This is a genomic window from Bacillus glycinifermentans (genome assembly GCF_001042475.2).
GTDB classification, from domain to species: domain Bacteria; phylum Bacillota; class Bacilli; order Bacillales; family Bacillaceae; genus Bacillus; species Bacillus glycinifermentans.
The window spans coordinates 20004-44107 of sequence record NZ_LECW02000015.1; the positions used below are offsets into that span (position 1 = coordinate 20004).

The 24104-nt window shown below is 46.5% G+C and carries 28 protein-coding genes; all 28 read left to right on the top strand.

Annotated features, from left to right (window positions below):
- Positions 1–153 precede the first annotated feature (153 nt).
- The 28 genes from topA to flhB all read left to right on the top strand — a co-directional run bounded on the left by topA (position 154) and on the right by flhB (position 24075).
- Positions 154–2229, top strand: a complete 2076-nt coding sequence (topA, locus tag AB447_RS10355) for a type I DNA topoisomerase (protein WP_057957554.1) — start codon at positions 154–156, stop codon at positions 2227–2229.
- A 76-nt stretch (positions 2230–2305) separates the two neighbouring features.
- Positions 2306–3610: an FADH(2)-oxidizing methylenetetrahydrofolate--tRNA-(uracil(54)-C(5))-methyltransferase TrmFO gene (gene trmFO, locus AB447_RS10360; protein WP_048354623.1), complete on the top strand. Its 1305-nt coding sequence runs from the start codon at positions 2306–2308 to the stop codon at positions 3608–3610.
- A 66-nt stretch (positions 3611–3676) separates the two neighbouring features.
- Positions 3677–4591: a tyrosine recombinase XerC gene (xerC, locus tag AB447_RS10365; RefSeq protein WP_048407238.1), complete on the top strand. Its 915-nt coding sequence runs from the start codon at positions 3677–3679 to the stop codon at positions 4589–4591.
- A gap of 13 nt (positions 4592–4604) precedes the next feature.
- Positions 4605–5147 (top strand): ATP-dependent protease subunit HslV, encoded by a 543-nt coding sequence (gene hslV, locus AB447_RS10370; protein ID WP_048354622.1) that lies wholly within the window; start codon positions 4605–4607, stop codon positions 5145–5147.
- Between the two features lie 16 nt (positions 5148–5163).
- Positions 5164–6567, top strand: a complete 1404-nt coding sequence (hslU, locus tag AB447_RS10375) for an HslU--HslV peptidase ATPase subunit (protein WP_048354621.1) — start codon at positions 5164–5166, stop codon at positions 6565–6567.
- A gap of 37 nt (positions 6568–6604) precedes the next feature.
- Positions 6605–7384 (top strand): GTP-sensing pleiotropic transcriptional regulator CodY, encoded by a 780-nt coding sequence (gene codY / locus AB447_RS10380; protein ID WP_006638180.1) that lies wholly within the window; start codon positions 6605–6607, stop codon positions 7382–7384.
- A 341-nt stretch (positions 7385–7725) separates the two neighbouring features.
- Positions 7726–8115, top strand: a complete 390-nt coding sequence (gene flgB, locus AB447_RS10385) for a flagellar basal body rod protein FlgB (protein WP_048354620.1) — start codon at positions 7726–7728, stop codon at positions 8113–8115.
- Complete coding sequence (gene flgC, locus AB447_RS10390; protein WP_048354619.1) at positions 8115–8567, top strand: flagellar basal body rod protein FlgC; 453 nt, start codon at positions 8115–8117, stop codon at positions 8565–8567. The genes flgB and flgC overlap by 1 nt, the downstream gene beginning before the upstream one ends.
- Before the next feature lie 12 nt (positions 8568–8579).
- Positions 8580–8897 carry a flagellar hook-basal body complex protein FliE gene (fliE, locus tag AB447_RS10395; RefSeq protein ID WP_048354618.1) on the top strand — a complete coding sequence of 106 codons (318 nt, stop codon included), beginning with the start codon at positions 8580–8582 and terminating at the stop codon, positions 8895–8897.
- 50 nt (positions 8898–8947) lie between these two features.
- Positions 8948–10549 carry a flagellar basal-body MS-ring/collar protein FliF gene (gene fliF / locus AB447_RS10400; RefSeq protein ID WP_057957555.1) on the top strand — a complete coding sequence of 534 codons (1602 nt, stop codon included), beginning with the start codon at positions 8948–8950 and terminating at the stop codon, positions 10547–10549.
- A gap of 13 nt (positions 10550–10562) precedes the next feature.
- Complete coding sequence (gene fliG, locus AB447_RS10405; protein WP_048354617.1) at positions 10563–11579, top strand: flagellar motor switch protein FliG; 1017 nt, start codon at positions 10563–10565, stop codon at positions 11577–11579.
- Positions 11563–12330 carry a flagellar assembly protein FliH gene (fliH, locus tag AB447_RS10410; protein WP_082142516.1) on the top strand — a complete coding sequence of 256 codons (768 nt, stop codon included), beginning with the start codon at positions 11563–11565 and terminating at the stop codon, positions 12328–12330. Before fliG ends, fliH begins: the two co-directional genes overlap by 17 nt.
- Positions 12330–13643, top strand: a complete 1314-nt coding sequence (gene fliI, locus AB447_RS10415) for a flagellar protein export ATPase FliI (RefSeq protein WP_048406947.1) — start codon at positions 12330–12332, stop codon at positions 13641–13643. The genes fliH and fliI overlap by 1 nt, the downstream gene beginning before the upstream one ends.
- A 2-nt stretch (positions 13644–13645) precedes the next feature.
- Positions 13646–14089, top strand: a complete 444-nt coding sequence (fliJ, locus tag AB447_RS10420) for a flagellar export protein FliJ (RefSeq protein WP_048354615.1) — start codon at positions 13646–13648, stop codon at positions 14087–14089.
- Between the two features lie 12 nt (positions 14090–14101).
- Positions 14102–14695 (top strand): MotE family protein, encoded by a 594-nt coding sequence (locus AB447_RS10425; RefSeq protein WP_048354614.1) that lies wholly within the window; start codon positions 14102–14104, stop codon positions 14693–14695.
- 18 nt (positions 14696–14713) lie between these two features.
- On the top strand, positions 14714–16090 hold the full coding sequence (locus AB447_RS10430; RefSeq protein ID WP_048354613.1) for a flagellar hook-length control protein FliK: 1377 nt from the start codon (positions 14714–14716) through the stop codon (positions 16088–16090).
- Positions 16090–16527, top strand: coding sequence for a flagellar hook assembly protein FlgD (gene flgD, locus AB447_RS10435; RefSeq protein ID WP_048354612.1), 438 nt, complete (start codon positions 16090–16092; stop codon positions 16525–16527). Before AB447_RS10430 ends, flgD begins: the two co-directional genes overlap by 1 nt.
- Positions 16528–16555: 28 nt before the next feature.
- Positions 16556–17353, top strand: coding sequence for a flagellar basal body rod protein FlgG (gene flgG / locus AB447_RS10440; protein ID WP_048354611.1), 798 nt, complete (start codon positions 16556–16558; stop codon positions 17351–17353).
- A 44-nt stretch (positions 17354–17397) separates the two neighbouring features.
- Positions 17398–17613, top strand: coding sequence for a swarming motility protein SwrD (gene swrD, locus AB447_RS10445; protein WP_048354610.1), 216 nt, complete (start codon positions 17398–17400; stop codon positions 17611–17613).
- Complete coding sequence (gene fliL, locus AB447_RS10450; RefSeq protein WP_048354609.1) at positions 17610–18041, top strand: flagellar basal body-associated protein FliL; 432 nt, start codon at positions 17610–17612, stop codon at positions 18039–18041. The genes swrD and fliL overlap by 4 nt, the downstream gene beginning before the upstream one ends.
- A 38-nt stretch (positions 18042–18079) precedes the next feature.
- Positions 18080–19078 carry a flagellar motor switch protein FliM gene (gene fliM / locus AB447_RS10455; RefSeq protein ID WP_046128953.1) on the top strand — a complete coding sequence of 333 codons (999 nt, stop codon included), beginning with the start codon at positions 18080–18082 and terminating at the stop codon, positions 19076–19078.
- Complete coding sequence (fliY, locus tag AB447_RS10460) at positions 19068–20195, top strand: flagellar motor switch phosphatase FliY (protein WP_048354608.1); 1128 nt, start codon at positions 19068–19070, stop codon at positions 20193–20195. Before fliM ends, fliY begins: the two co-directional genes overlap by 11 nt.
- Positions 20196–20223: 28 nt before the next feature.
- On the top strand, positions 20224–20586 hold the full coding sequence (locus tag AB447_RS10465; protein WP_003181796.1) for a response regulator: 363 nt from the start codon (positions 20224–20226) through the stop codon (positions 20584–20586).
- A 15-nt stretch (positions 20587–20601) separates the two neighbouring features.
- Positions 20602–21270: a flagella biosynthesis regulatory protein FliZ gene (gene fliZ, locus AB447_RS10470; RefSeq protein ID WP_048354667.1), complete on the top strand. Its 669-nt coding sequence runs from the start codon at positions 20602–20604 to the stop codon at positions 21268–21270.
- A complete protein-coding gene (gene fliP / locus AB447_RS10475) occupies positions 21263–21928 on the top strand; it encodes a flagellar type III secretion system pore protein FliP (RefSeq protein ID WP_048354666.1) in 666 nt (221 codons plus the stop codon). Before fliZ ends, fliP begins: the two co-directional genes overlap by 8 nt.
- Before the next feature lie 14 nt (positions 21929–21942).
- Complete coding sequence (gene fliQ / locus AB447_RS10480) at positions 21943–22212, top strand: flagellar biosynthesis protein FliQ (RefSeq protein ID WP_048354607.1); 270 nt, start codon at positions 21943–21945, stop codon at positions 22210–22212.
- A 7-nt stretch (positions 22213–22219) separates the two neighbouring features.
- A complete protein-coding gene (fliR, locus tag AB447_RS10485) occupies positions 22220–22999 on the top strand; it encodes a flagellar biosynthetic protein FliR (RefSeq protein ID WP_048354665.1) in 780 nt (259 codons plus the stop codon).
- On the top strand, positions 22996–24075 hold the full coding sequence (gene flhB, locus AB447_RS10490; protein WP_048354606.1) for a flagellar biosynthesis protein FlhB: 1080 nt from the start codon (positions 22996–22998) through the stop codon (positions 24073–24075). Before fliR ends, flhB begins: the two co-directional genes overlap by 4 nt.
- Positions 24076–24104: the final 29 nt, after the last annotated feature.

The window sequence follows — 24104 nt, forward strand, 5'->3', positions numbered from 1 at the left end:
CAAGTTTAAACGCTTTAATCAGCGTTCATCATATAAAAGGAAATAAATCAGACGTTTTTAATCAGCATCATGACTATATAAACGGCGATTATGATGAATATAATAAAAAGGCTAAATTGATAAGAGAGAACACCTCTTGAGGGGGATAATGTGATGTCCGAATACTTAGTCATCGTGGAATCGCCTGCAAAGGCGAAAACGATTGAACGATACTTGGGAAAAAAATACAAAGTAAAAGCATCGATGGGGCATGTCAGAGATCTGCCGAAAAGCCAAATGGGAGTTGACACCGAGCGGAACTTTGAACCAAAATACATTACGATCCGCGGGAAAGGACCGGTTCTGAAGGATTTAAAAACGGCGGCGAAAAAAGCGAAAAAAGTTTATCTCGCAGCCGACCCCGACAGGGAAGGGGAAGCCATCGCATGGCACCTTGCCCACAGTCTAGATTTAGATTTAAATTCAGACTGCCGCGTCGTATTTAACGAAATTACAAAAGACGCGATCAAAGATTCGTTTAAGCATCCGCGCATGATCAACATGGATCTCGTCGATGCCCAGCAGGCGCGAAGGGTGCTTGACCGCCTCGTCGGTTATAAAATCAGCCCGATTTTATGGAAAAAAGTCAAAAAAGGATTAAGCGCGGGACGCGTGCAATCTGTGGCGCTCCGCCTGATCATTGACCGAGAAAAAGAAATCAACGAGTTCAAACCTGAGGAATACTGGACGATTGATGGCACGTTCCTGAAAGGAAAAGAAGCCTTTGAAGCCAGCTTCTTCGGCATCCGCGGCGAGAAGCATCCATTGAAAAGCGAAGACGATGTCAAACAGATCCTTTCACAGATCAAAGGAAACAAATTTGATGTCAAAAAGGTAACGAAAAAAGAGCGCAAACGAAATCCGGCTCTGCCGTTTACAACGTCAACATTGCAGCAGGAAGCCGCGCGCAAATTAAATTTCCGGGCGAAGAAAACGATGATGATCGCCCAGCAGTTATATGAGGGAATCGACCTCGGAAAAGAAGGAACGGTCGGGCTCATTACGTATATGAGAACGGATTCAACCCGCATCTCAAACACGGCCCAGGAAGAAGCCGCCTCTTTTATCGGTGAAAACTACGGAAAAGAATTTTTGGGCAGCAAACGAAAGCCTGCCAAAAAGAATGAAAACGCCCAGGATGCTCACGAAGCGATCAGGCCGACCTCAGTGCTCAGGAAGCCTTCAGAGCTGAAAGCCGTGCTGGGCAGAGACCAGCTTAGACTATACAAGCTGATTTGGGAACGCTTCGTCGCGAGCCAAATGGCGCCGGCCACTTTGGATACGATGAGCGTCGACCTTGAAAATAACGGATTGACATTCCGGGCGAACGGAAGTAAAGTCAAATTTTCCGGTTTTATGAAAGTGTATGTTGAAGGAAAAGACGACCAGTTGGAGGAAAAGAACAAGATGCTCCCTGATCTGGCAGAAGGGGATACCGTTCTTTCCAAGGACATCGAACCCGAACAGCACTTCACCCAGCCGCCTCCGCGCTATACGGAAGCAAGGCTCGTCAAAACGCTTGAAGAGCTGGGCATCGGGCGTCCGTCCACGTACGCTCCTACGCTTGACACCATTCAAAAGCGGGGATATGTCGCGCTTGATAATAAACGCTTTGTGCCGACAGAACTCGGCGGTATCGTCCTTGATCTCATTATGGAGTTTTTCCCTGAAATCATTAACGTTGAGTTCACGGCGAAAATGGAAAAAGAGCTTGATGACGTCGAAGACGGAAACATCGAGTGGGTGCAGATCATCGATTCCTTTTATAAGGACTTTGAAAAGCGCGTGAAAAAAGCGGAAGCAGAGATGCAGGAAGTCGAAATCGAACCCGAGTATGCGGACGTCGACTGCGAAGAGTGCGGCCATCCGATGGTATACAAAATGGGCCGTTACGGAAAATTCATGGCTTGTTCCAATTTTCCAGACTGCCGCAATACGAAGCCGATCGTCAAAGAAATCGGCGTCAAATGCCCGTCCTGCAAAATCGGCAACATCGTCGAACGCAAATCGAAAAAACGCCGCATCTTTTACGGCTGTGACCGTTACCCTGAATGCGAATTTGTATCATGGGATAAACCCCTTGAGCGCAAATGTCCGAAATGCGGGGACATGCTCGTTGAGAAAAAGCTCAAAAAAGGCGTTCAGGTGCAATGCGTGGGCTGCGATTATAAGGAAGAACAACAAAAGTAGCGGTGAGCAGGGCTTTGCTCACCTTCTTTGTTGTGTTAAAAGAACAATTCAATTCATAAATTAGGAGATGTAAAACATGAATCAAACAGTTAACGTCATCGGGGCCGGACTTGCCGGAAGCGAAGCAGCATGGCAGCTTGCTAAACGTGGGATTAGCGTCCGCCTGTACGAAATGAGGCCCGTCAAGCAGACGCCGGCACATCATACTGACAAATTCGCAGAACTTGTCTGCAGCAATTCCCTTCGCGCCAATTCTTTAACGAATGCCGTCGGCGTATTAAAGGAAGAAATGCGGATTCTTGATTCGGCGATTATCGCCGCTGCCGATGAGTGCTCAGTACCGGCCGGCGGAGCGCTTGCCGTGGACAGACACGAATTTGCCGCAAACGTGACGGATAAAGTGAAGAATCATCCGAATGTGACCGTTATTAATGAAGAGGTGACATCGATTCCGGAAGGACCGACGATCATCGCGACAGGCCCGCTCACTTCCGAGGCGTTGTCGGGGCAGCTCCGGGAGCTGACCGGTGAGGACTACCTGTATTTTTATGACGCCGCAGCGCCGATTGTCGAAAAGGACAGCCTTGATATGGATAAAGTATATTTAAAATCGCGCTATGATAAAGGCGAAGCCGCATACCTGAACTGTCCGATGACAGAAGAGGAATTCGACCGCTTCTATGATGCGCTCGTGTCCGCGGAAACCGTTCCGCTGAAAGAGTTTGAAAAAGAGATCTTTTTCGAAGGCTGTATGCCGATTGAAGTAATGGCCAAACGGGGCAAAAAAACGATGCTTTTCGGACCGATGAAACCGGTTGGCCTGGAAGATCCGAAAACGGGAAAACGTCCGTATGCTGTCGTTCAGCTCAGGCAGGACGATGCCGCAGGCACGCTCTATAACATCGTCGGGTTTCAAACGCACTTGAAATGGGGCGATCAAAAAGAGGTTCTACGTCTGATTCCGGGGCTGGAACAGGCTGAAATCGTCCGCTACGGCGTCATGCACAGAAATACGTTCATCAACTCGCCGAGCCTTTTAAAACCGACGTATCAGTTCAAAAAGCGGAACGATCTGTTCTTTGCCGGACAGATGACCGGAGTTGAAGGCTATGTGGAGTCAGCGGCATCAGGGCTTGTCGCCGGTATCAACGCCGCGCACCTCGTCATGGGCAAAGAGCCTGTCACGTTTTCAGGTGAAACGGCAATCGGCAGCATGGCCCACTACATTACGGAAACGAACAAGAAGAATTTTCAGCCGATGAATGCGAATTTCGGGCTTTTTAAGGACCTGGGGGTTAAAATTAAAAATAAACAGGAACGAAATGAACAGTACGCTTTGCGCGCCTTGGAAACGATTCGAAATATTGCGAAAACACTATAGTTATTCATTGCATGATCAACTTGTTATGTGATACCATTTAAAAGCCCTTTTCGGCGAGGTGGAGTCATGGCAAATGTTAAGAATTTTTTAACTTTATTCATTGAATATTTACAAATAGAAAAGAATTATTCAAAATATACAATTGTGGGTTACATTTCTTCCATAGAGGAATTTGAATCCTTTTTAAAAGTTCAGGGAATAAAGGGCTTTGAAGACGTCACCTATCCAGATGTAAGGATTTTTTTGACGGAGGCTCATGAAAAAGGGCTCACACGCAGAACGATCAGCAAGAAAATATCCGCTCTGCGAAGCTTCTATAAATTTTTATTAAGGGAAAAATTAGTTAAAGAAAACCCGTTTCTGCTCGTCAGTCTTCCGAAACAGGACAAAAGAATTCCGAAGTTTTTGTATGAAAAGGAGCTTGAAGAACTGTTTCGAATGTCTGATTTGGACACGCCGCTTGGCCAAAGAAACCAAGCGCTGCTGGAACTTCTTTATGCTACAGGCATGCGGGTGAGCGAACTTTGCAGCTTAAAGGAATCCGAAGTCGATCTGTTTTTGGATACGGTATTGGTTCACGGGAAAGGGAAAAAGCAAAGGTATATTCCATTTGGTTCCTATGCCCGCGAGGCTTTGGATCTATATTTTCAAAATGGAAGGCGCGTCCTCCTGGCAAAAGCAAAGGAGCCCAGCCCTTTTGTCTTTTTAAATCAAAGGGGGGGCCCTTTAACTTCAAGGGGGGTCCGCTATATTTTGGATGAGCTGGTCAAGAAGACTTCGGGTACGTTACATATACATCCGCATATGCTTCGCCATACGTTTGCCACCCATTTATTAAATGAGGGGGCCGATTTGCGGAGCGTACAGGAGCTTTTGGGACATTCAAATCTTTCTTCCACCCAGGTGTATACACATGTATCGAAAGACATGCTCAGAAAGGCGTATATGTCTCACCACCCCCGTGCTCAAAAAGGGAAATAAAGGAGGTTCTTTTATGTCATCTTTTCATGCAACAACGATATTTGCCATCCGGCATAACGGAAAATGCGCCATGGCGGGTGACGGCCAGGTCACGTTCGGTCAGGCTGTCGTCATGAAGCATACGGCAAGAAAGGTAAGGAAGCTGTTTAACGGAAAAGTGCTCGCGGGTTTTGCGGGTTCTGTTGCAGACGCTTTCACTCTTTTTGAAATGTTTGAGGCGAAGCTTGAGGAGTACAACGGCAATCTCCAGCGGGCGGCTGTGGAGCTTGCGAAGGAGTGGCGAAGCGATAAAATTCTCAGAAAGCTTGAAGCGATGCTGATCGTGATGAATGCCGACAGCCTTCTGCTCGTTTCCGGAACGGGGGAAGTGATCGAACCGGATGACGGCATCCTTGCGATCGGCTCCGGCGGGAACTATGCCCTTGCCGCAGGCCGGGCTCTGAAACGCCATGCCTCAGGCCTGACCGCAAAAGAGATTGCAAAGGCATCACTCGAAACTGCGGGCGAAATCTGTGTGTATACGAACGATCAGATCATTGTAGAAGAACTTGAATAGAAAGGATATGAGGCATATGGAAAAAAAGCCGCTGACGCCGAGACAGATTGTTGAACGGCTTGACCAGTACATCATCGGCCAGCTCGACGCAAAAAAAGCGGTCGCCGTCGCTTTGAGAAATCGCTACAGAAGAAGTCTTCTCGATGAAAAGCTGCGCGAAGAAATCGTTCCGAAGAACATATTGATGATGGGCCCGACAGGAGTAGGAAAAACCGAAATTGCAAGGCGGATTGCCAAGCTCGTAGGCGCGCCGTTTGTTAAAGTCGAAGCGACGAAATTCACGGAGGTCGGCTATGTCGGCCGTGATGTTGAGTCAATGGTCAGGGATCTTGTCGAAACATCCGTACGCCTTGTCAAAGAGGAAAAAATGAATGAAGTCAAAGGCATCGCCGAGGAAAACGCGAATAAACGGCTCGTGCGCCTGCTTGTTCCCGGAAGAAAAAAACAGGCAGGAGCCAAAAATCCTTTTGAAATGCTGTTTGGCGGAAATCAGGATCAGCAAAACGACGAAGCGGAAAAGCAGGAAGAATCAGATATCGAAAACAAACGGAAGCGTATTGCGCATCAGCTCGTTCTCGGCGAACTTGAGGACCATTACGTCACAGTCGAGGTTGAAGAGCAGCAGCCTTCGATGTTTGATATGCTCCAAGGTTCAGGAATGGAACAGATGGGCATGAACATGCAGGATGCCCTCAGCAGCCTGATGCCGAAAAGGAAAAAGCGCCGCAAGCTCACCGTCAGGGAAGCGAGAAAGGTGCTGACGAACGAAGAGGCCGCCAAGCTTATCGATATGGACGAAGCGGCTCAGGAAGCGGTGATAAGAGCCGAACAATCAGGGATCATTTTCATTGATGAAATCGACAAAATCGCCAAAAAAAGCGGAGCTTCCTCTTCGGCGGATGTATCAAGGGAAGGCGTACAACGCGATATTCTGCCGATCGTCGAAGGCTCGACCGTCATGACGAAGTACGGAGCGGTCAAAACAGATCATGTGCTGTTCATTGCGGCGGGTGCATTCCATATGGCAAAGCCGTCTGATTTGATCCCTGAGCTTCAGGGACGTTTTCCGATCCGCGTCGAACTGAAAAAGCTGAGCATCGATGATTTTGTCAAAATTTTAACCGAACCTGATAACGCGCTTCTGAAACAGTATAAAGCTTTATTAAAGACTGAAGGTATATCTCTTGAATTTTCTGACGATGCTATTCGTAAGATTGCAGAAGTGGCTTATCACGTGAATCAGGACACAGATAATATCGGAGCGCGGAGACTCCATACGATTTTGGAACGGCTATTGGAGGAACTGTCATTTGAGGCTCCGGACGTGATGATGGAACAAGTGGTTATCACGCCGCAGTATGTCGAAGAAAAGCTAGGTTCGATCGCCAAGAATAAGGATTTAAGCCAGTTTATTTTATAAACAATTAAATACGAGTAATTTAGGAGGATCATTTATTATGGCTTTATTACAAAAAACAAGAAAGATTAATGCAATGCTGCAAAATGCGGCAGGGAAGCCGGTTAATTTCAAAGAAATGGCCGAAACGCTTCGCGATGTGATTGATTCGAACATTTTCGTCGTCAGCCGCAGAGGAAAACTTCTCGGTTTCTCTATCAACCAGCAGATCGAAAACGACCGGATGAAAAAAATGCTTGAAGAACGCCAGTTCCCTGAAGATTACACAAAAAGCCTGTTCAACATTCCGGAAACGTCATCAAACCTCGACATTAACAGCGAATATACGGCGTTCCCTGTCGAAAACCGCGATCTTTTCCAAGCAGGGTTGACAACGATCGTACCGATCATCGGCGGAGGAGAAAGGCTCGGAACGTTGATTCTTTCCCGTCTTCAGGAAAAATTTGAAGACGATGATCTGATCCTTGCCGAATATGGCGCAACGGTTGTCGGAATGGAGATTCTCAGAGAGAAAGCCGAAGAAATCGAAGAGGAAGCCCGCAGCAAGGCTGTCGTTCAAATGGCGATCAGTTCATTATCTTACAGCGAGCTTGAAGCGATTGAACATATCTTCGAGGAGCTAGATGGGAACGAAGGACTGCTCGTTGCAAGTAAAATTGCAGACCGCGTCGGCATTACACGCTCGGTTATCGTAAATGCGCTGAGAAAACTCGAAAGCGCAGGCGTTATTGAGTCCCGCTCATTAGGGATGAAAGGCACATACATTAAAGTCCTGAACAACAAATTCCTGATGGAGCTTGAAAAACTAAAGTCTCATTAATCGAAAAGGCTGCAGAGCATTTTGTTCTGCAGCCTTTTTTTGTCGTCACTGTTAAATTATATTATTGTAATTTCCTGAAACAAAAAACCCAATATTGTCGGATATTTGAGCTTCCTAAAAAATATATCAGAATATTTTTTAGGAAGCTCAATTTCATTTAAAAAACATAGTTCTTACAATCTAGGTCAAAATACCTATTCGTAAAATAGATATATATTACGATTTTTTTTTGCTGTCAGATCATAGACTTTAAGCCTATTATTTCTTACAATAGGCTTATGGTTTTTACAATTCTCGACAAGATTTTAAGACAGATGGAAAAAGATTGGAGGTATTTGGCGGTGGATATATTTTCAGGAACGATTAAAACACTTGAAGGAGCCTTGCAACGAGCGAATGTTAAGCAAAAAGTCATATCCGACAATATCGCCAATGTAGATACACCGAACTACAAGGCGAAAAAAGTATCCTTTAAAAACATGCTGAATGAGGAGTCCTCCCGGATAGATGCAATGAAAACAGACTATAGACATATTGACTTTAAAGGTAATGAGTCTAATTATTCAATCGTGTCGAGCAAACAAACATCATACCAGCAGAATAGAAACAACGTGGATATCGATCAGGAAATGAGTAAAATGGCTGAAAACCAAATTCAGTACCAAGCACTAGTTGAAAGAATCAGCGGAAAATTCAACTCGCTGAAAACAGCAATTACGGGAGGTAAATGATGGGGGTATTTAGTAGCATCAACATCTCAGCTTCTGCCTTGACTGCTCAGCGGGTCCGAATGGACACCGTTTCTTCCAACCTTGCGAACATGGATACAACAAGAGCCGAGAAGGTGAATGGAGAATGGCAGCCCTACAGGCGGAAGCTTGTATCGACGGCTCCGAAAGGCGAGTCCTTCTCATCCGTTCTGGAGTCATCGATGAATGCATCAAGCAGAATCGGTGAAGGGGTCAAAGTAACAAAAATCAGCGAAGATAAAACGCCTTTTAAGCTTGTTTATGATCCGACACACCCTGACGCAAATAAAGACGGCTATGTACAAATGCCGAATGTCGATCCCCTGAAGGAAATGGTCGACTTGATGAGCAGCACGAGATCTTACGAAGCAAATGTCACTGCAATGAATGCAACAAAAGGAATGCTCATGAAAGCATTAGAAATCGGAAAGTAGGGTGATGAACTTATGATCAACGGAATCTCTCCGTTCCAGGTTCAAGCCGCGCAGGCAGGAACAGACGCAACTAATCAAATCAACAACAATCAAGCAGGTTCCGCAAACCAAACCAGCTTTTCAAATGTGCTGAAAGATTCTATCAATGCTCTGAATCAATCTCAAAATGAATCTGATAAACTGACAAACGCGCTGGCGCTCGGTCAGAATGTCAATCTTGACGAAGTCATGATCGCGGCTCAAAAAGCAAACGTAACATTAACAGCAGCGACAGAATTCCGCAACAAAGCGGTGGAGGCTTATCAGGAAATTATGAGAATGCAAATGTAGGAAAGGAGTCTGAAAGCGAAGAGAATTAGTGTAACTACCGGGGGAGTAAGATGAATCGTACTTTAACGCAAATTAAAACAAAAATAACCGATTTTTGGAATAAAAGATCGAAGCTGCAAAAAATATTGATGATCGGCGGCTTTGCAGCAGCCGTCATCTTTACCATCATCATCGCCATTTTTGCTTCATCAGAGAAGATGGTTCCTCTCTACAAAGACCTATCTGCTGAAGAGGCAGGACAGATTAAACAAGTGCTCGATGAAAAGAGCGTCTCTTCCGAACTGGCGGATAACGGTACCGTTATCAAGGTCCCTGAAGAGCAGGTGGATTCGCTGAAAGTCGAACTGGCGGCCCAGGGGCTGCCGAAAAGCGGAAACATTGATTATTCATTCTTCAGCCAAAACGCCAGCTTCGGCATGACGGACAATGAGTTTGACGTATTAAAAGCCGAGGCGACGCAGACGGAATTGTCCAACTTAATCAAAGGCATGGATGGGATCAAGGATGCAAAAGTAATGATCAACATGCCGAAGGATTCCGTTTTTATCGGAGAAGAAAAACCGGAAGCTTCCGCGTCGATCGTCCTGCAGATCAAGCCGGGCTATACGCTCGACAAAAGCCAGATCAACGGCCTGTATCATCTGGTCTCTAAAAGCGTGCCGAATCTTGACCCGAAAAACATTGTCATCATGGATCAAAATTCGAATTACTATGATCAAAACAGCGAGGGCGCCGGAGCTACGGCGGGAGATACATATGCATCTCAGCGCGAGATCAAGACGCAGATCGAAAAAGATCTTCAAAGACAGGTTCAAAGCCTGCTCGGCACGATGATGGGTCAGGATAAAGTCGCGGTATCTGTTACGACAGACATCGACTTTACGCAGGAAAAAAGAAAAGAAGACCTTGTTGAGCCTGTAGACAAGGAAAATATGGCAGGCATCGTCGTAAGCTCGGAAAAAATCAGCGAAACATACTCTGGTGACGGGGCTCAGGCGGGCGGAGTCAACGGCACAGGTGACCAAGACGTCACCAATTATGCCGAAACTGAGGACGGCAATAATAACGGAAATTACGAAAAAAGCGAAGACCGTCTCAATTACGAAGTTAACAAGATTCATAAAGAAATCGCAGAAAGCCCTTATAAAGTCAGAGATTTAGGCATTCAAGTTTTAGTTGAACCGCCTGATCCAAAAAAACCGGCTTCTCTGACGCAGGAACGGCAGGACGATATTAAAAACATTCTTTCTACAATCGTCCGCACATCGATTGACAAATCAGAGAATAATAACCTGTCAGACGAAGATCTTCAAAATAAAATCGTCGTATCCGTCGAACAGTTCGATGGAAAAGCAGCGGTCGATACGGCAAAGGATACCGGCGGCATTCCGCTTTGGGTTTATATTGCAGGCGGAGCGGTCTTGATCGCGCTGATCGGTTTGATTTTCTGGCTTGTGAGAAGACGCAAAAATGACGACGAGGAATATGAAGAAGAATGGTATGAAACGCCTCAGGAACCGATAAAAGTTGCGGACGTTAACAATGAAAAAGAGACTGAAGAAACCGTCAGACGAAAACAGCTTGAAAAAATGGCGAAAGACAAACCGGAAGAATTCGCAAAATTACTACGCAGCTGGCTGACCGAGGATTAGGAGGAGTTTTGAAATGTCAAAAATGAAACAAGACAAGCTTACAGGCAAGCAAAAAGCGGCCATCCTCATGATATCCTTAGGGCTTGATGTGTCAGCGTCCGTTTACAAACATTTAACCGACGAAGAAATTGAAAGGCTGACGCTTGAAATATCAAATGTCAGATCTGTTTCGCCTCAGAAAAAAGACGAAATTATTCAGGAATTTCATGAAACGGCTATCGCCCAGGAGTACATTTCCCAAGGCGGGATCCATTACGCGAAACAAGTCTTGGATAAGGCGCTTGGCGAAGAAAAGGCGTCCAGCATTATCAACAGGCTCACATCATCCTTGCAGGTCAGGCCGTTTGATTTTGCCAGAAAAGCTGATCCTGAACAAATTCTGAACTTTATTCAGCACGAGCATCCACAGACGATCGCTTTGATCTTATCCTATCTTGATCCTGTGCAGTCCGGACAGATCCTGTCGGAACTGAATCAGGACGTGCAGGCTGAGGTCGCAAGGCGGATCGCCGTCATGGACCGGACGTCACCGGAAATCATCAACGAAGTGGAGCAGATTTTGGAGCAGAAGCTTTCATCGACCTTCACTCAGGATTACACGCAGACCGGCGGCATAGAAGCGGTTGTGGAAGTATTAAACGGAGTTGACAGGGGAACGGAAAAAACGATCCTTGATTCCCTGGAAATTCAGGATCCTGAGCTTGCTGACGAAATTAAGAAGAGGATGTTCGTCTTCGAAGATATCGTTACGCTTGACAACCGGGCCATTCAAAGGGTTATCCGCGATGTCGAAAACGACGATCTGCTTCTGTCCTTGAAGGTCGCGAGCGAAGAGGTCAAAGACATCGTCTTCAGCAATATGTCACAGCGTATGGCTGAAACGTTTAAAGAGGAAATGGAATTCATGGGACCTGTCCGTCTGCGCGATGTCGAAGAGGCTCAGTCCAGAATCGTAAGCGTCATCCGGAGACTGGAAGAAGCGGGTGAAATCGTAATCGCCAGAGGCGGAGGGGATGATATCATTGTCTAATATCATTAAACAGCGAATATCATCCGTTCCCGAGCAAAAAAAGCGAAAGATTTCTTTAAAAGAAATTAAGCTTCCTGAAACGGCGGCCGATCTGGCTGCCGAAGAAAGCCCCGAGCTCCTTATTAACAAGGCACAGCAAGAAGCAAAGGAAATTCACGAAAAGGCGAATGTTGAACTCGAACAAATCCGCCGGCAAATCGAACAGGAAAGAAAAGGCTGGGAAGCAGAACGCGAAGCCTTAATCGAACAGGCGAAAAAAGAAGGCTATGAGGCAGGTTTTGAACTGGGGAAGGCTGAGGCGGAAAAATCCTATCAATCCTATTTGGAAGGTGCAAACGCCATCGTCAGGGCAGCAAGACAGGATTATGAGCAAAAAATCGAGCAATCTGCGGAAGACATCATTACGCTTGCCGTTTCCCTGGCGAAAAAAGTATGGAATCAAAAGCCTGATGACAAAGAAGCCTTCATCGTCCTTGTCAAACAGGTGCTGTCTGAAATGAAGGAGTTTGACGAGATTTCCATTTATGTGGACCCGGAATATTACATAGAGGTTCAGAGCCATAAAAATGAGCTTGAAGAGATGCTTCAATACGGTGCACACATCGCGATCTACGCAGATGAAAAAGCGGCAAAAGGCACCTGCTATATCGAAACGGCGTTTGGAAGAATCGACGCCGGCATCGACACCCAATTGCAGCAGCTCAAACAAAAGCTGCTCGATACGCTTGAAACGGCGGGTGAAAGCCGGTGATGATGGAGCAGCTTCTGGAGTGTATTGAAACGGCCGATTCTTATAAACGCTATGGAAAAGTAAAACAGGCCGTCGGATTAATGATTGAATCGAAAGGGCCGGAAAGCTCGATCGGTGATGTCTGCAAAATTTACACAAAAGGAGACAGCCGGAAGGTTATTAAAGCGGAAGTCGTCGGCTTCAAAGACCAAAATATCCTTCTGATGCCGTACCTTGAAGCGTCGAATATCGCACCGGGCAGCATCGTCGAAGCGACGGGTGAATCATTAAGGATCAAGGTAGGCGCCGGCTTGATCGGCCAGGTTGTCGATGCGTTTGGAAATCCGCTCGACGGCAGCATGCTGCCGAAAGGCTTGACTCCGGTTTCGACGGAGCAGGCCCCGCCAAATCCGATGAAACGGCCGCCGATCAGAGAAAAAATGGAAGTCGGGGTCAGATCGATTGACAGCCTTTTAAGCGTCGGAAAAGGGCAGCGTGTCGGCATCTTCGCGGGAAGCGGCGTCGGGAAAAGCACGCTGATGGGAATGATCGCAAGACAAACTGCAGCAGATCTGAACGTCATCGCCCTTGTCGGCGAGCGCGGGCGCGAAGTGCGCGAATTCATCGAAAAAGACCTTGGAAAAGAAGGATTAAAGCGCTCGATCGTCGTCGTTGCAACATCTGACCAGCCGGCTTTGATGAGGCTGAAAGCGGCCTATACGGCGACTGCAATTGCCGAGTATTTTCGGGACAAGGGCCAAAACGTCATGTTTATGATGGATTCGGTGACAAGGGTCGCCATGGCCCAGAGGGAAATCGGGCTGGCGGCGGGAGAACCGCCGACTACGAAAGGCTATACACCTTCAGTGTTCGCTATTTTACCTAGGCTCTTAGAACGAACAGGAACAAATGAAAGCGGCTCGATCACCGCATTCTACACGGTTCTTGTAGACGGCGACGATATGAACGAACCGATCGCCGATACGGTAAGGGGGATTTTGGACGGGCATATCGTCCTTGACAGACATCTGGCGAATAAAGGCCAGTTTCCGGCGGTCAATATTTTAAAAAGCATCAGCAGGGTTATGGGAAACATTTCTGAAAAAGACCATCTCAAGGCGGCAAACCGTTTCAGGGAACTGTTATCAACCTATCAAAACTCAGAGGATTTAATCAACATAGGCGCATATAAAAAAGGATCTTCGAGAGAAATCGATGAGGCGATACAGTTTCATCCAAAGCTGATCAGCTTCCTCAAACAGGAAGTAGATGAGACCGCATCAATGAAAGACAGCATATCTTTCTTAAAGAGTCTTACAGGAAGAGAGGAATAAGAATGGCCTATTCATTTAAATTTCAAAAGCTTTTGGAGCTTAAGGAAAATGAAAAAGACCAATCATTCGCTGAATATCAGCACTCGGTTTCCGAATTTGAAAAGGTTGCAGAAAAGCTGTATGAAAGCATGAACAAAAAAGAAACGCTCGAAAAAAACAAGGAAGTCAAGCTGCAGTCGGGCATGAGCGTTCAGGAAATGAGACATTATCAGCAGTTCGTCACCAACCTTGAAAACACGATTCACCACTACCAAAAGCTGGTCATCATGAAAAGAAACGAAATGAACGAAAAACAGCACGACTTGACGGAAAAAAACATCGAGCTCAAAAAGTTTGAAAAAATGAAGGAAAAACAGCTTGAAATGTTCTTAATACGAAACAAAGCAAACGAAATGAAAGAGATGGATGATATATCCATCACCCAATTTATGACTCATGGAAATTAGGAGCAGAACACGATGAGTGAAGAAAAAAAAACCGGTAAATTTCAGACGTTTTTGTTTTTGATTGTCATTCCGTTCATCTTCTTAATCATTATTGCATGTGTCGGATTGTGGCTTTCCGGTGTAGGCATTAAAGATGTTGCCTCACATATTCCATTCGTCAAGGAGCTCGTACCGGACGACAAAGAAAAGGCGGCTACAGCAAGCAAGAATGATAACAGCCAAACCGAAGAGCTTCAAAAAACGATCAAAGAACAAAAAACGAAAATCGAAAACTTGACAAGCGACCTTAAGACAAGCGATGAAGAAATTCAAAGGCTGAATCAAAAAGTCCGCTCGTTCGAAAAACTCGAAAAAGACGGCAAAAAAGACAGCAAGGACAAAGCAGGCAGCAAAGCGGACAGCGATGAGCAGGCGCAAAAAGTCGTGAAAATTTACCAAAGCATGGACAGCGGCAAAGCCGCCAAAATTTTGAGCCAGCTCAATGAAAAAGAAGCTGTCAAGATTCTGAATGAATTAAACAAGCAGAAGATCAGCGAAATCCTTGCAAAAATGGCGCCTGACAAGGCCGCTGCAATAACGGAACAGCTGTCAAAACTAAAAAAATAAATAAGAGGGGGGAAAAAGTTGAAGCTCCTGGATATGATCTCTTTTGACGGGGCGCCGCCGGCGCAAACGTCGGGGAATTATGGGAAAACGTCAGCGGGAACGCTGTTTCAGAGCGTGCTGCAAAAAGAAAACCTCTCGTTTAGCGGAAACGCTCAGGGCATGACGCAAAATGCGGACAACCTGAATGAGCTTTTGCAAAAAATCAAGGATTTGCTGTCGGGAACGTCAGCAGGCGAGTTGGATGATAAGCTGCTCAAAGCTCTCGAGGCGCTCATCGGCCAGGGGGCGAAAGATCAGGAGACGGTGTCATTAGCCGAAGAACTCCTGAAGAAAATCGCAGCGCTGCTGCAGCAGAGCGCTGCGCCGGCCGCCGGTCTTGAAGACGTGAATTCATCTGAACCTGCTGATGAGTCAGACGGGGATGAGGCGAAAAGCAACTCGCCTGACAGAGATGCCCTTGCAACGATTCAGCACCTTTTATACACGCTCGTTTATGAACAGCAGCCGCTCGAAAAATCGGCGCAAATCTCGTCCATTTTGGAAAAAGGGCCCGAATTTCTCGAGATGCTGAAGAATAAGGAAGCCGCGCCCGAGCTCATTGATGAGCTGAAGCGTCAAATATTTACGAAAGATCCTGACCAATCAAAACTGTTATCGATGTCAAAGGCTGAGCTGAAAAGCTTTCAAAGCGTCATCGACCAGATGATGAAAAACACCGCGGACACGGGACAAAAGGAATGGAAGATGGCTGAAAGCGAACTGAAGGCCTTTCTTCTTGGCAAAAAAACGGATGTACAGGTGACAGGCAAACCGTTTTTCGTACTCCCGAAAGACGATCGGCCGAAAGCGGATGAAAAACCGGCGCCTTTCCACCAGCAAAGCTTAGGTGTTCAGCAGAAATCAGAATCATTTCTGCTCAAGGCGAGCCAGGCTGCTCCATCCGGTGATCCGGCATCTTCACAGTCAAAGGCATTTACGGATCAGATTCTCGGCTCTTGGAAGCAGATGAAGTATACGCCGTTCGGGAAATCGACAGGCAGCTTTACGATTCGGCTCAATCCTGAAAATCTGGGATTTATCACCGTAAAACTGATCAAACAGCACGGTATGTTCTCAAGCAAAATCATCGCTTCGACACAGTCGGCGAAAGAGCTTTTGGAACACAACCTGGCTCAGCTCAAACAGGCGCTTCCGAGCATGTCGGTACAGATCGACCGCTTCAGCGTTCCGCTGCAAACCGGAGATCAGCAGCAGTTCGGCCAGCCGGCCGATGATCAAGGAAGACAGCAGCAGCCGAAGCAGGACAGCCGAAGCCAACAGGAAGGCGAAGACTTCCGTGAATTTTTAGAAGAGCTCATCGAAAGCCGAACCCACGATTACGAGGAGGAGATTTAATGTCTGGAACAACAGCTGCCGCAAGAACCGAAACGACGGCTTTGAATGCAAGTTCGACAAAAACGGCGAAATCAAAAGGCTCCGACTTAGGCAAGGATGACTTTTTGAAGCTGCTGGTAACACAGCTGCAACACCAGGATCCTTTAAATCCGATGGAGGACCGCGAATTCATCGCGCAGATGGCAACTTTTTCAAGCCTTGAGCAGATGACGAATTTAAATTCGACGATGTCAACGTTCGTCGGCCTCCAAGACCCGATGTCGATGTACGTCAGCTGGATTGGAAAAGAAGTCACATACGAAGGCGACAATCAAGAAGAAAAAACCGCGCTCGTCAAATCCGTGAAAAGCTCAGACGGCCAATATAAGCTCGTTCTCGACAATGGTACTGAAGTGAGCCCATGGAATGTGACCGCCGTCGGCGCAGCTAGCAAATAAAAACAAAGAATACCGGGAGGAATACTACATGTTACGTTCACTTTATTCAGGAATCAGCGGAATGAAAAACTTTCAGACGAAGCTTGATGTTGTAGCAAACAACATCTCAAACGTCAATACTGCAGGATTTAAGAAAAGCAGGGTCACCTTTAAAGACATCGTCAGCCAGCAGATTTCAGGGGCGTCTGCTTCAACTGCCAACAGGGGATCAGTAAACGGCAAGCAAGTCGGTCTCGGTTCAGCGGTTGCCACGATCGATACCGTTCATTCACCTGCATCAACTGGGACAACAGGTAGAGACTTAGACATCGCGATCACCGGCGACGGCTACTTCCGGGTCGGCACAGGGGACGAGATCAGCTATACAAGATACGGGAACTTCCAGTTGTCTGATCAAGGCTATTTAACAACAGCAGACGGACTGTTTGTCTTAACGGCTGATAATCAGAAGATTCAAATTCCTGTAGATGATGCGAAAAGCTACGCCATTGCACCTAACGGAACGGTGACATACGTAGATAAGGATACGAACAACAGCGTAACAGCAGGACAGATCTCACTTGCGACGTTCAGCAATGCGGCGGGTTTAACCAAAACTGGTGACAACCTTTACCGAGAATCATTAAGCTCTGGAACTCCGCAGATTGTCGCACCTGGCGAAGGATCAGCAGGAGCATTGCAAACAGGTGCGCTTGAAATGTCAAACGTCGACCTTTCGGAAGAATTCTCCGAAATGATCATCGCGCAGCGCGGTTTCCAATCCAACGCGAAAATCATTACAACCTCTGACGAAATCCTTCAGGAGCTCGTCAATCTGAAGCGATAAGGAGGAAGGCGGGCGCCTTTAGATAAGGCGCCTTCTGTGAAACGATGATCAAGGTTACGCGATTAAACGGACAACCCTTTGTTCTGAACGCATTATTAATCGAACAAATCGAATGTTTCCCAGACACGACGATTACGCTGTCAAACGGAAAAAAATTTGTTGTCAAAGAAGACGAGAATACAGTTGTAGAAAGCATCGTGTCATTCTATCAAAAAATCAACATACTTTCTTGTGACCAAAGAATTGAGGAATCAGAATGAATAAAAAACTTCTAGCAATCATGATGATCATTTTGTTGGCGATCGCCGCACTGGGGACGGCTGCTTTCTTTGTCATTAAAGGAAATGCAAGCGAAAAGGATACAAAAAAGGAACCGACGATTGACGAGGTTGTCGAGTCGTCAGTCGCAATCGATGAGATCACGACAAACCTGAAATCAGACAACTACGTCCGCCTTTCGATCAAGCTTGAAACCGATTCGAAAATAGCGAAGGAAGAGCTTGAAAAACGCGATTTCCAAATCAAAGATACGGTCATTTCCCTGCTCGGAAATATGACAGCTGACCAAATGGATGGAGAAAAGGGAAGAGAAGCCTTTAAAAAGGAGCTCAAAGATAAGCTGAACTCAGAGTATATGAAAGAGGGCAAAGTCAAAAAAGTATACATTACCTCCTTTAATCTGCAGTAGGAACCATATTTGACAGGACCACGGAGGTGAAAAAGAAGATGGCAGGAGAAGTGCTCTCCCAAAATGAAATTGATGCATTGCTTTCAGCGATATCGACCGGAGAAATGGATGCCGATGAGCTGAAAAAAGAAGAGACCGTGAAAAAAGTAAAAGTTTACGATTTTAAACGGGCGCTCCGCTTTTCAAAAGACCAGATCCGCAGTTTAACAAGGATTCACGATAATTTTGCGAGGCTGTTAACGACCTATTTTTCGGCACAGCTGAGAACGTATATCCAAATTTCGGTGAGCTCGGTTGACCAGGTTCCGTATGAGGAATTCATCAGATCCATTCCGAATATGACGATCCTCAATCTGTTTGAGGTTCATCCTCTTGAAGGGAGGATCATGATGGAGATCAATCCAACCATCGCCTATGCGATGATGGACAGAGTCATGGGCGGGATCGGAACGAGTCATAACAAAATTGACAGCATGACGGAAATTGAGACGAAAATCATGTCCAATCTATTTGAAAGCAGTCTTGCGAACTATAAAGACGCTTGGGAATCCATCGCGGAAATCGAGCCGGAAATGTCCGATTTTGAAGTGAATCCGCAGTTTGTGCAAATGGTTTCTCCTAATGAGACGGTTGTCGTCATTTCATTGAACACGCAAATAGGAGATATCAGCGGGGTCATCAATCTGTGCATCCCGCACGTCGTTCTCGAACCGATTATTCCTAAGCTTTCCGTCCATTATTGGATGCAGTCTGACAGAATTGAGCCAAAACCGGAGGAAACAAAGTCGATCGAAAAGCGGATTATGACGGCACGAATTCCGATTGTCGCAGAACTCGGAAAATCGGAACTCACAATTGAAGAGTTTTTACAATTAGAAATTGGCGATTGTATCACCTTGGACAAATCAGTAGCAGAACCTCTTACTGTTTTGGTCGGAGATAAACCGAAATTTCTAGGACAAGCCGGCCGCATGAATCGAAAAACTGCGATTCAAATTCTAGATCACGACATAAGAGGTGAAGAATATGGAGAATAACAATAGGTTATCACAGGATGAAATTGATGCGCTGCTAACGGGCGGCGATGACAATAACGGGGAGCAGCCGGAATCAGGGCTGTCCCCGATGGAACAGGATACGATCGGAGAAATCGGAAACATTTCCTTTGGGAGCTCTGCAACAGCTTTGTCCACATTGCTAAACCAGAAAGTAGATATCACAACACCGACCGTTTCGGTTATTGAAAAGAGCCATTTAAACGAGGAATTCCCTCATCCTTATGTATCGATCGGCGTGAGCTATACGGAAGGCTTTTCAGGAAACAACCTTCTGGTCATTAAGCAGGAAGACGCGGCAATCATCGCTGACCTGATGATGGGGGGAGACGGGACAAACGCAGATCCATCGCTCAGCGAAATTCATTTGAGCGCAGTTCAGGAAGCGATGAACCAAATGATGGGATCAGCAGCGACTTCCATGTCGACCGTCTTCAGCAAGAAGATCGACATCTCACCGCCTGAGGTAGACCTTCTTGACGTGAAGGAAGGGGAAGGGACAGACCAGATCCCGAAAGAGGACCCGCTCGTTAAAGTTTCTTTCAAATTGAAAGTCGGAGAGCTGATAGATTCCCATATCATGCAGCTGTACCCGCTTACGTTTGCGAAAGAATTGATAGATGAATTAACAATGCCGCAGGGTGCAGATGAACCGGTACAGGCTGATGAACAACCGCCTGCCCCGGTACAGCCGGCGCCTGCCGCCGCTCCGCAAAGCGCGGCTCCTAAACAAGAGCCTGCCCCTAAAAGGCAAGGAACGGCAAAGGTTTCCGAGCCCGTTCAGGTCACGCCGGCCGAGTTTGCGTCGTTTGATCCGCAGCCTGAAGGCCGCGCCTCTACGAACAATCTCGACATGCTCATGGACATTCCTTTATCCGTGACGGTTGAGCTCGGCAGGACAAGCCGCAGCGTCAAAGAGGTGCTGGAGCTGTCGACAGGCAGTATCGTCGAGCTTGACAAATTGGCCGGTGAACCCGTCGACATCCTCGTTAACCAGCGGGTTGTCGCAAAAGGTGAGGTCGTCGTCATCGACGAAAACTTCGGCGTCAGGGTAACAGACATTTTAAGCCAGGCCGAACGAATCAGCAAATTACGATAACAACAGATTGATGAAGGAGAGATAAACAATGGCTTACAAGATTTTAGTAGTTGATGATGCAGCATTTATGAGAATGATGATCAAAGATATTTTGGTGAAAAACGGATTTGAAGTGGTCGCCGAAGCTCAAGACGGAGCGCAGGCAGTTGAAAAATATAAAGAGCATTCACCGGATTTGGTGACAATGGACATCACCATGCCGGAAAAAGACGGAATTACCGCTTTGAAAGAAATCAAAGAAATCGACCCGCAGGCGAAAATCATTATGTGTTCTGCAATGGGACAGCAATCCATGGTTATTGACGCGATCCAGGCCGGAGCAAAAGATTTTATCGTCAAGCCGTTCCAGGCTGACCGCGTAATGGAAGCGATCAATAAAACGCTGAGCTAAAGGGTGTACAAGTTGTTGAAAAAATCTCTTATTTTCATAGCCGGCATTTGTCTCGTTCTTTTTCTCGCTTTGCACGCCGCCCCCGCTCACGCTGAGGAATCCGGCGACAAGACGGTTGATCAGCTGTTTGATAAAGGGGCCGGCAAAGACAGTCAGAAAAATGAAAAAGACAAGACGGAGAAAACAAGCAGCAGCAAATCTCTTAAGGAAGGGACGGAGACACCGTCTCCTTCCGTTTCCATATTTGATTTTGTCAAAATGATCGGCGCCTTGCTGTTTGTGATTTTTCTCATCTATGCGTTGGTCAAATTCATGAATAAACGAAACCGGCTGTTAAAACCGTTTCAGTATGTTGAAAACATCGGCGGTGCGCCGCTCGGCCAAAACAGGTCCGTACAGCTGGTGAAAGTGGGGAACAGGGTGCTTGTCGTCGGTGTCGGCGAAAACATTCAGCTCCTGAAGGAGATCGATGACGAACAGGATGTAAAAGAAATTCTCGCTCAGCATGAGGCTGCAATGAACAGCAAGATCGAATGGCAGAAATGGGTGGATCAAGTCAAAGGTCCGGGCGCGCAAAAACGAGGCGGGCTGCCTTCGTTTTCTGAATCGTTAAAAGCGCAGCTTGCAGAGCTTAAACAAAACCATGCAAAAGGCAGAAAGAAAGGCCAAAATCAACATGAATGAATTTATCAATTTATTTAATTCAAGCGATGCGGCAAATGTCAGCGCCAGCGTCAAACTCCTGCTGCTGTTAACCGTGTTTTCGATCGCTCCGGGGATTTTGATCATGATGACGTGCTTTACAAGGATCGTCATTGTTTTGTCTTTTGTCCGGACATCTCTGGCAACGCAGTCGATGCCGCCAAACCAGGTGCTGATCGGACTCGCATTATTTTTAACCTTTTTCATTATGGGACCGACATTTTCAGAGGTTAACAAAGATGCCCTGACCCCATTAATGGATAACAAAATCAGCTTGGACGAGGCCTATACAAAAGCCGAGGCTCCGATCAAGCAATTCATGAGCAAGCATACGAGACAGAAGGATCTGGCGCTGTTTATGAATTACGCGAAGATGAAAACGCCCGACTCCATTGATGACATTCCGCTTTCAACAATGGTGCCTGCGTTCATCATCTCGGAATTAAAAACCGCATTTCAAATGGGATTTATGATTTTTATTCCGTTTTTAATTATCGATATGGTAGTGGCGAGTGTTTTGATGTCGATGGGGATGATGATGCTTCCTCCGGTCATGATCTCGCTGCCGTTTAAAATTTTGCTTTTTGTCCTTGTAGACGGCTGGTATTTAATCGTTAAATCTTTGCTGGAAAGCTTTTAGAGTAGGTGCTGAAAATGAGTTCGGAATTTGTTATATCGATTGCCGAAAGAGCGGTGTACGTAACGTTGCTCGTCAGCGGGCCGCTGCTTGTGCTCGCTCTTCTGGTGGGGCTGATCGTCAGCGTTTTTCAGGCAACGACCCAAATACAGGAACAGACTCTTGCGTTCATCCCGAAAATTGTCGCCGTTTTGGTGGGACTCGTCATTTTCGGGCCGTGGATGCTGTCGACGATTTTGTCTTTTGCGACCGAGCTGTTCTCGAATTTAAATCGTTTTGCAGGGTAGCTTGAACATGTCAATGATTGAATTATTTCCAGCCTTTTTACTTGTGTTTGTCAGGATCACGGCATTTTATGTAACGGTCCCTCTATTTTCTTATCGGACAGTTCCAGCTATTCATAAATTAGGTTTTGCATTTTTTCTTGCGCTCGTCAGTTTCAGCACGATCGAAAAACCTCCCCACCTTGATATTGACGGCTTTTACATGCTGCTTGTCATGAAGGAGGCGCTCGTCGGGCTTCTTCTGGGGCTTATCGCCTACATGATGCTGTCGGCGGTTCAGATTGCCGGGTCGTTTATCGACTTTCAGATGGGGTTCGCGGTGGCGAACATCATCGATCCCCAAACAGGGGCGCAAAGCCCGCTTGTCGGTCAATTTTTGTACACGATGGCGCTGCTTTTGATGCTGAGCCTGAATGCGCACCATTTATTGCTCGATGGCATCTATTACAGCTATCAGTATATTCCGGTTGACCATCTCGGGCTGTCGTTCGGAAACGCGCAGTTTGCCGAGTTCATCGCGAAAAGCTTCAACACGATGTTCATTACGGCTTTTCAATTATCTGCACCCGTTGTTGCGAGCTTGTTTTTGGTCGATTTGGCGCTCGGCATCGTGGCGAGAACGGTGCCTCAGCTGAACGTCTTTGTCGTCGGTCTTCCGCTGAAAATCGCGGTCACCTTTATCATGCTTATCATCTGTATGGCGGTTATGTTCAGCATGATGCAAAACGTGTTCGAATTCGCCGTCAGGACGATGAGAGATCTACTAACTTTGCTTGGGGTGGCACGATGAAGCTGACGTTGGATTTGCAATTTTTCTCAGGTGAAAAAACGGAAAAAGCAACGCCGAAAAAACGGCGGGAGACAAGAAAAAAAGGACAGGTTGCCAAAAGCGCGGACGTCAATACGGCAGTTACGCTGTTTATCGTCTTTTTGTCCCTGCTGTTTTTCGGATCGTATATGAGGGATCATCTGCTCGGTCTGATCAAAAGGTTTTATCACGATCTGCTCATGATGAAGGTGACGGAGACCAATATCCCTTTACTCTTTCAGGATCTGTCGCTGGAAGCCGGCATGATTTTGGCACCGGTCATGCTTGCCGCTCTCATTTCAGGGGTTTTGAGCAATTACATGCAAGTGGGATTTTTATTCGCGCCTGAGGTGGTCAAGCCCGATCTTGCTAAACTGGATCCGCTGAAAGGATTCAAGCGCATTTACAGCATCAGGGCGATCGTTGAGCTATTAAAATCCATTTTAAAGATCGTTGTCGTCGGAGGCGTGACCTTCGCAGTCCTGTGGCAAAACTTCGGCGAAATTCTCAGGCTCCCATTGCTGACCCCTGGAAAAGCTCTGTCATATGTCGGCTGGCTCTCCTTTTTGATGGGGGTGTCGGCAGCGGTTGCCTTGCTTTTTCTTGCGGCGCTCGATTACCTCTATCAGAAATTTGATTATGAAAAAAATATTCGGATGTCAAAGCAGGACATCAAAGACGAATACAAAAAGACCGAGGGTGATCCGTTAATCAAGTCCAAGATCAAGCAAAAGCAAAAAGAAATGGCGATGCGCCGCATGATGCAGGAGGTTCCGAAGGCAGACGTCATCATCACAAACCCGACCCATTATGCGGTCGCCCTGAAATACGACGAAAACAAAATGGATGCACCGTTTATCGTGGCCAAAGGGGTCGATCTGGTAGCCCTGAAAATCAGACAGGTTGCAAAAGAGCATAACGTCATGACGGTCGAGAACAGGCCGCTTGCAAGAGCGCTCTATGATCAGGTTGAGATTGAACAGGCCGTTCCGGAAGAATTTTTCAAAGCCATAGCCGAAATCCTGGCTTATGTCTATAAAGCAAAGCAAAAAATATGAATTTTTCAGTTTTAAAAGGAGAGAAACAG

Coding starts and splice junctions, on each gene's coding strand:
- topA (WP_057957554.1), top strand. CDS start 154: ATGTCCGAATACTTAGTCATCGTGGAATCGCCTGCAAAGGCGAAAACG.
- trmFO (WP_048354623.1), top strand. CDS start 2,306: ATGAATCAAACAGTTAACGTCATCGGGGCCGGACTTGCCGGAAGCGAA.
- xerC (WP_048407238.1), top strand. CDS start 3,677: ATGGCAAATGTTAAGAATTTTTTAACTTTATTCATTGAATATTTACAA.
- hslV (WP_048354622.1), top strand. CDS start 4,605: ATGTCATCTTTTCATGCAACAACGATATTTGCCATCCGGCATAACGGA.
- hslU (WP_048354621.1), top strand. CDS start 5,164: ATGGAAAAAAAGCCGCTGACGCCGAGACAGATTGTTGAACGGCTTGAC.
- codY (WP_006638180.1), top strand. CDS start 6,605: ATGGCTTTATTACAAAAAACAAGAAAGATTAATGCAATGCTGCAAAAT.
- flgC (WP_048354619.1), top strand. CDS start 8,115: ATGGGGGTATTTAGTAGCATCAACATCTCAGCTTCTGCCTTGACTGCT.
- fliE (WP_048354618.1), top strand. CDS start 8,580: ATGATCAACGGAATCTCTCCGTTCCAGGTTCAAGCCGCGCAGGCAGGA.
- fliF (WP_057957555.1), top strand. CDS start 8,948: ATGAATCGTACTTTAACGCAAATTAAAACAAAAATAACCGATTTTTGG.
- fliG (WP_048354617.1), top strand. CDS start 10,563: ATGTCAAAAATGAAACAAGACAAGCTTACAGGCAAGCAAAAAGCGGCC.
- fliH (WP_082142516.1), top strand. CDS start 11,563: ATGATATCATTGTCTAATATCATTAAACAGCGAATATCATCCGTTCCC.
- fliI (WP_048406947.1), top strand. CDS start 12,330: ATGATGGAGCAGCTTCTGGAGTGTATTGAAACGGCCGATTCTTATAAA.
- fliJ (WP_048354615.1), top strand. CDS start 13,646: ATGGCCTATTCATTTAAATTTCAAAAGCTTTTGGAGCTTAAGGAAAAT.
- AB447_RS10425 (WP_048354614.1), top strand. CDS start 14,102: ATGAGTGAAGAAAAAAAAACCGGTAAATTTCAGACGTTTTTGTTTTTG.
- flgD (WP_048354612.1), top strand. CDS start 16,090: ATGTCTGGAACAACAGCTGCCGCAAGAACCGAAACGACGGCTTTGAAT.
- flgG (WP_048354611.1), top strand. CDS start 16,556: ATGTTACGTTCACTTTATTCAGGAATCAGCGGAATGAAAAACTTTCAG.
- swrD (WP_048354610.1), top strand. CDS start 17,398: ATGATCAAGGTTACGCGATTAAACGGACAACCCTTTGTTCTGAACGCA.
- fliL (WP_048354609.1), top strand. CDS start 17,610: ATGAATAAAAAACTTCTAGCAATCATGATGATCATTTTGTTGGCGATC.
- fliM (WP_046128953.1), top strand. CDS start 18,080: ATGGCAGGAGAAGTGCTCTCCCAAAATGAAATTGATGCATTGCTTTCA.
- fliY (WP_048354608.1), top strand. CDS start 19,068: ATGGAGAATAACAATAGGTTATCACAGGATGAAATTGATGCGCTGCTA.
- AB447_RS10465 (WP_003181796.1), top strand. CDS start 20,224: ATGGCTTACAAGATTTTAGTAGTTGATGATGCAGCATTTATGAGAATG.
- fliP (WP_048354666.1), top strand. CDS start 21,263: ATGAATGAATTTATCAATTTATTTAATTCAAGCGATGCGGCAAATGTC.
- fliQ (WP_048354607.1), top strand. CDS start 21,943: ATGAGTTCGGAATTTGTTATATCGATTGCCGAAAGAGCGGTGTACGTA.
- fliR (WP_048354665.1), top strand. CDS start 22,220: ATGTCAATGATTGAATTATTTCCAGCCTTTTTACTTGTGTTTGTCAGG.
- flhB (WP_048354606.1), top strand. CDS start 22,996: ATGAAGCTGACGTTGGATTTGCAATTTTTCTCAGGTGAAAAAACGGAA.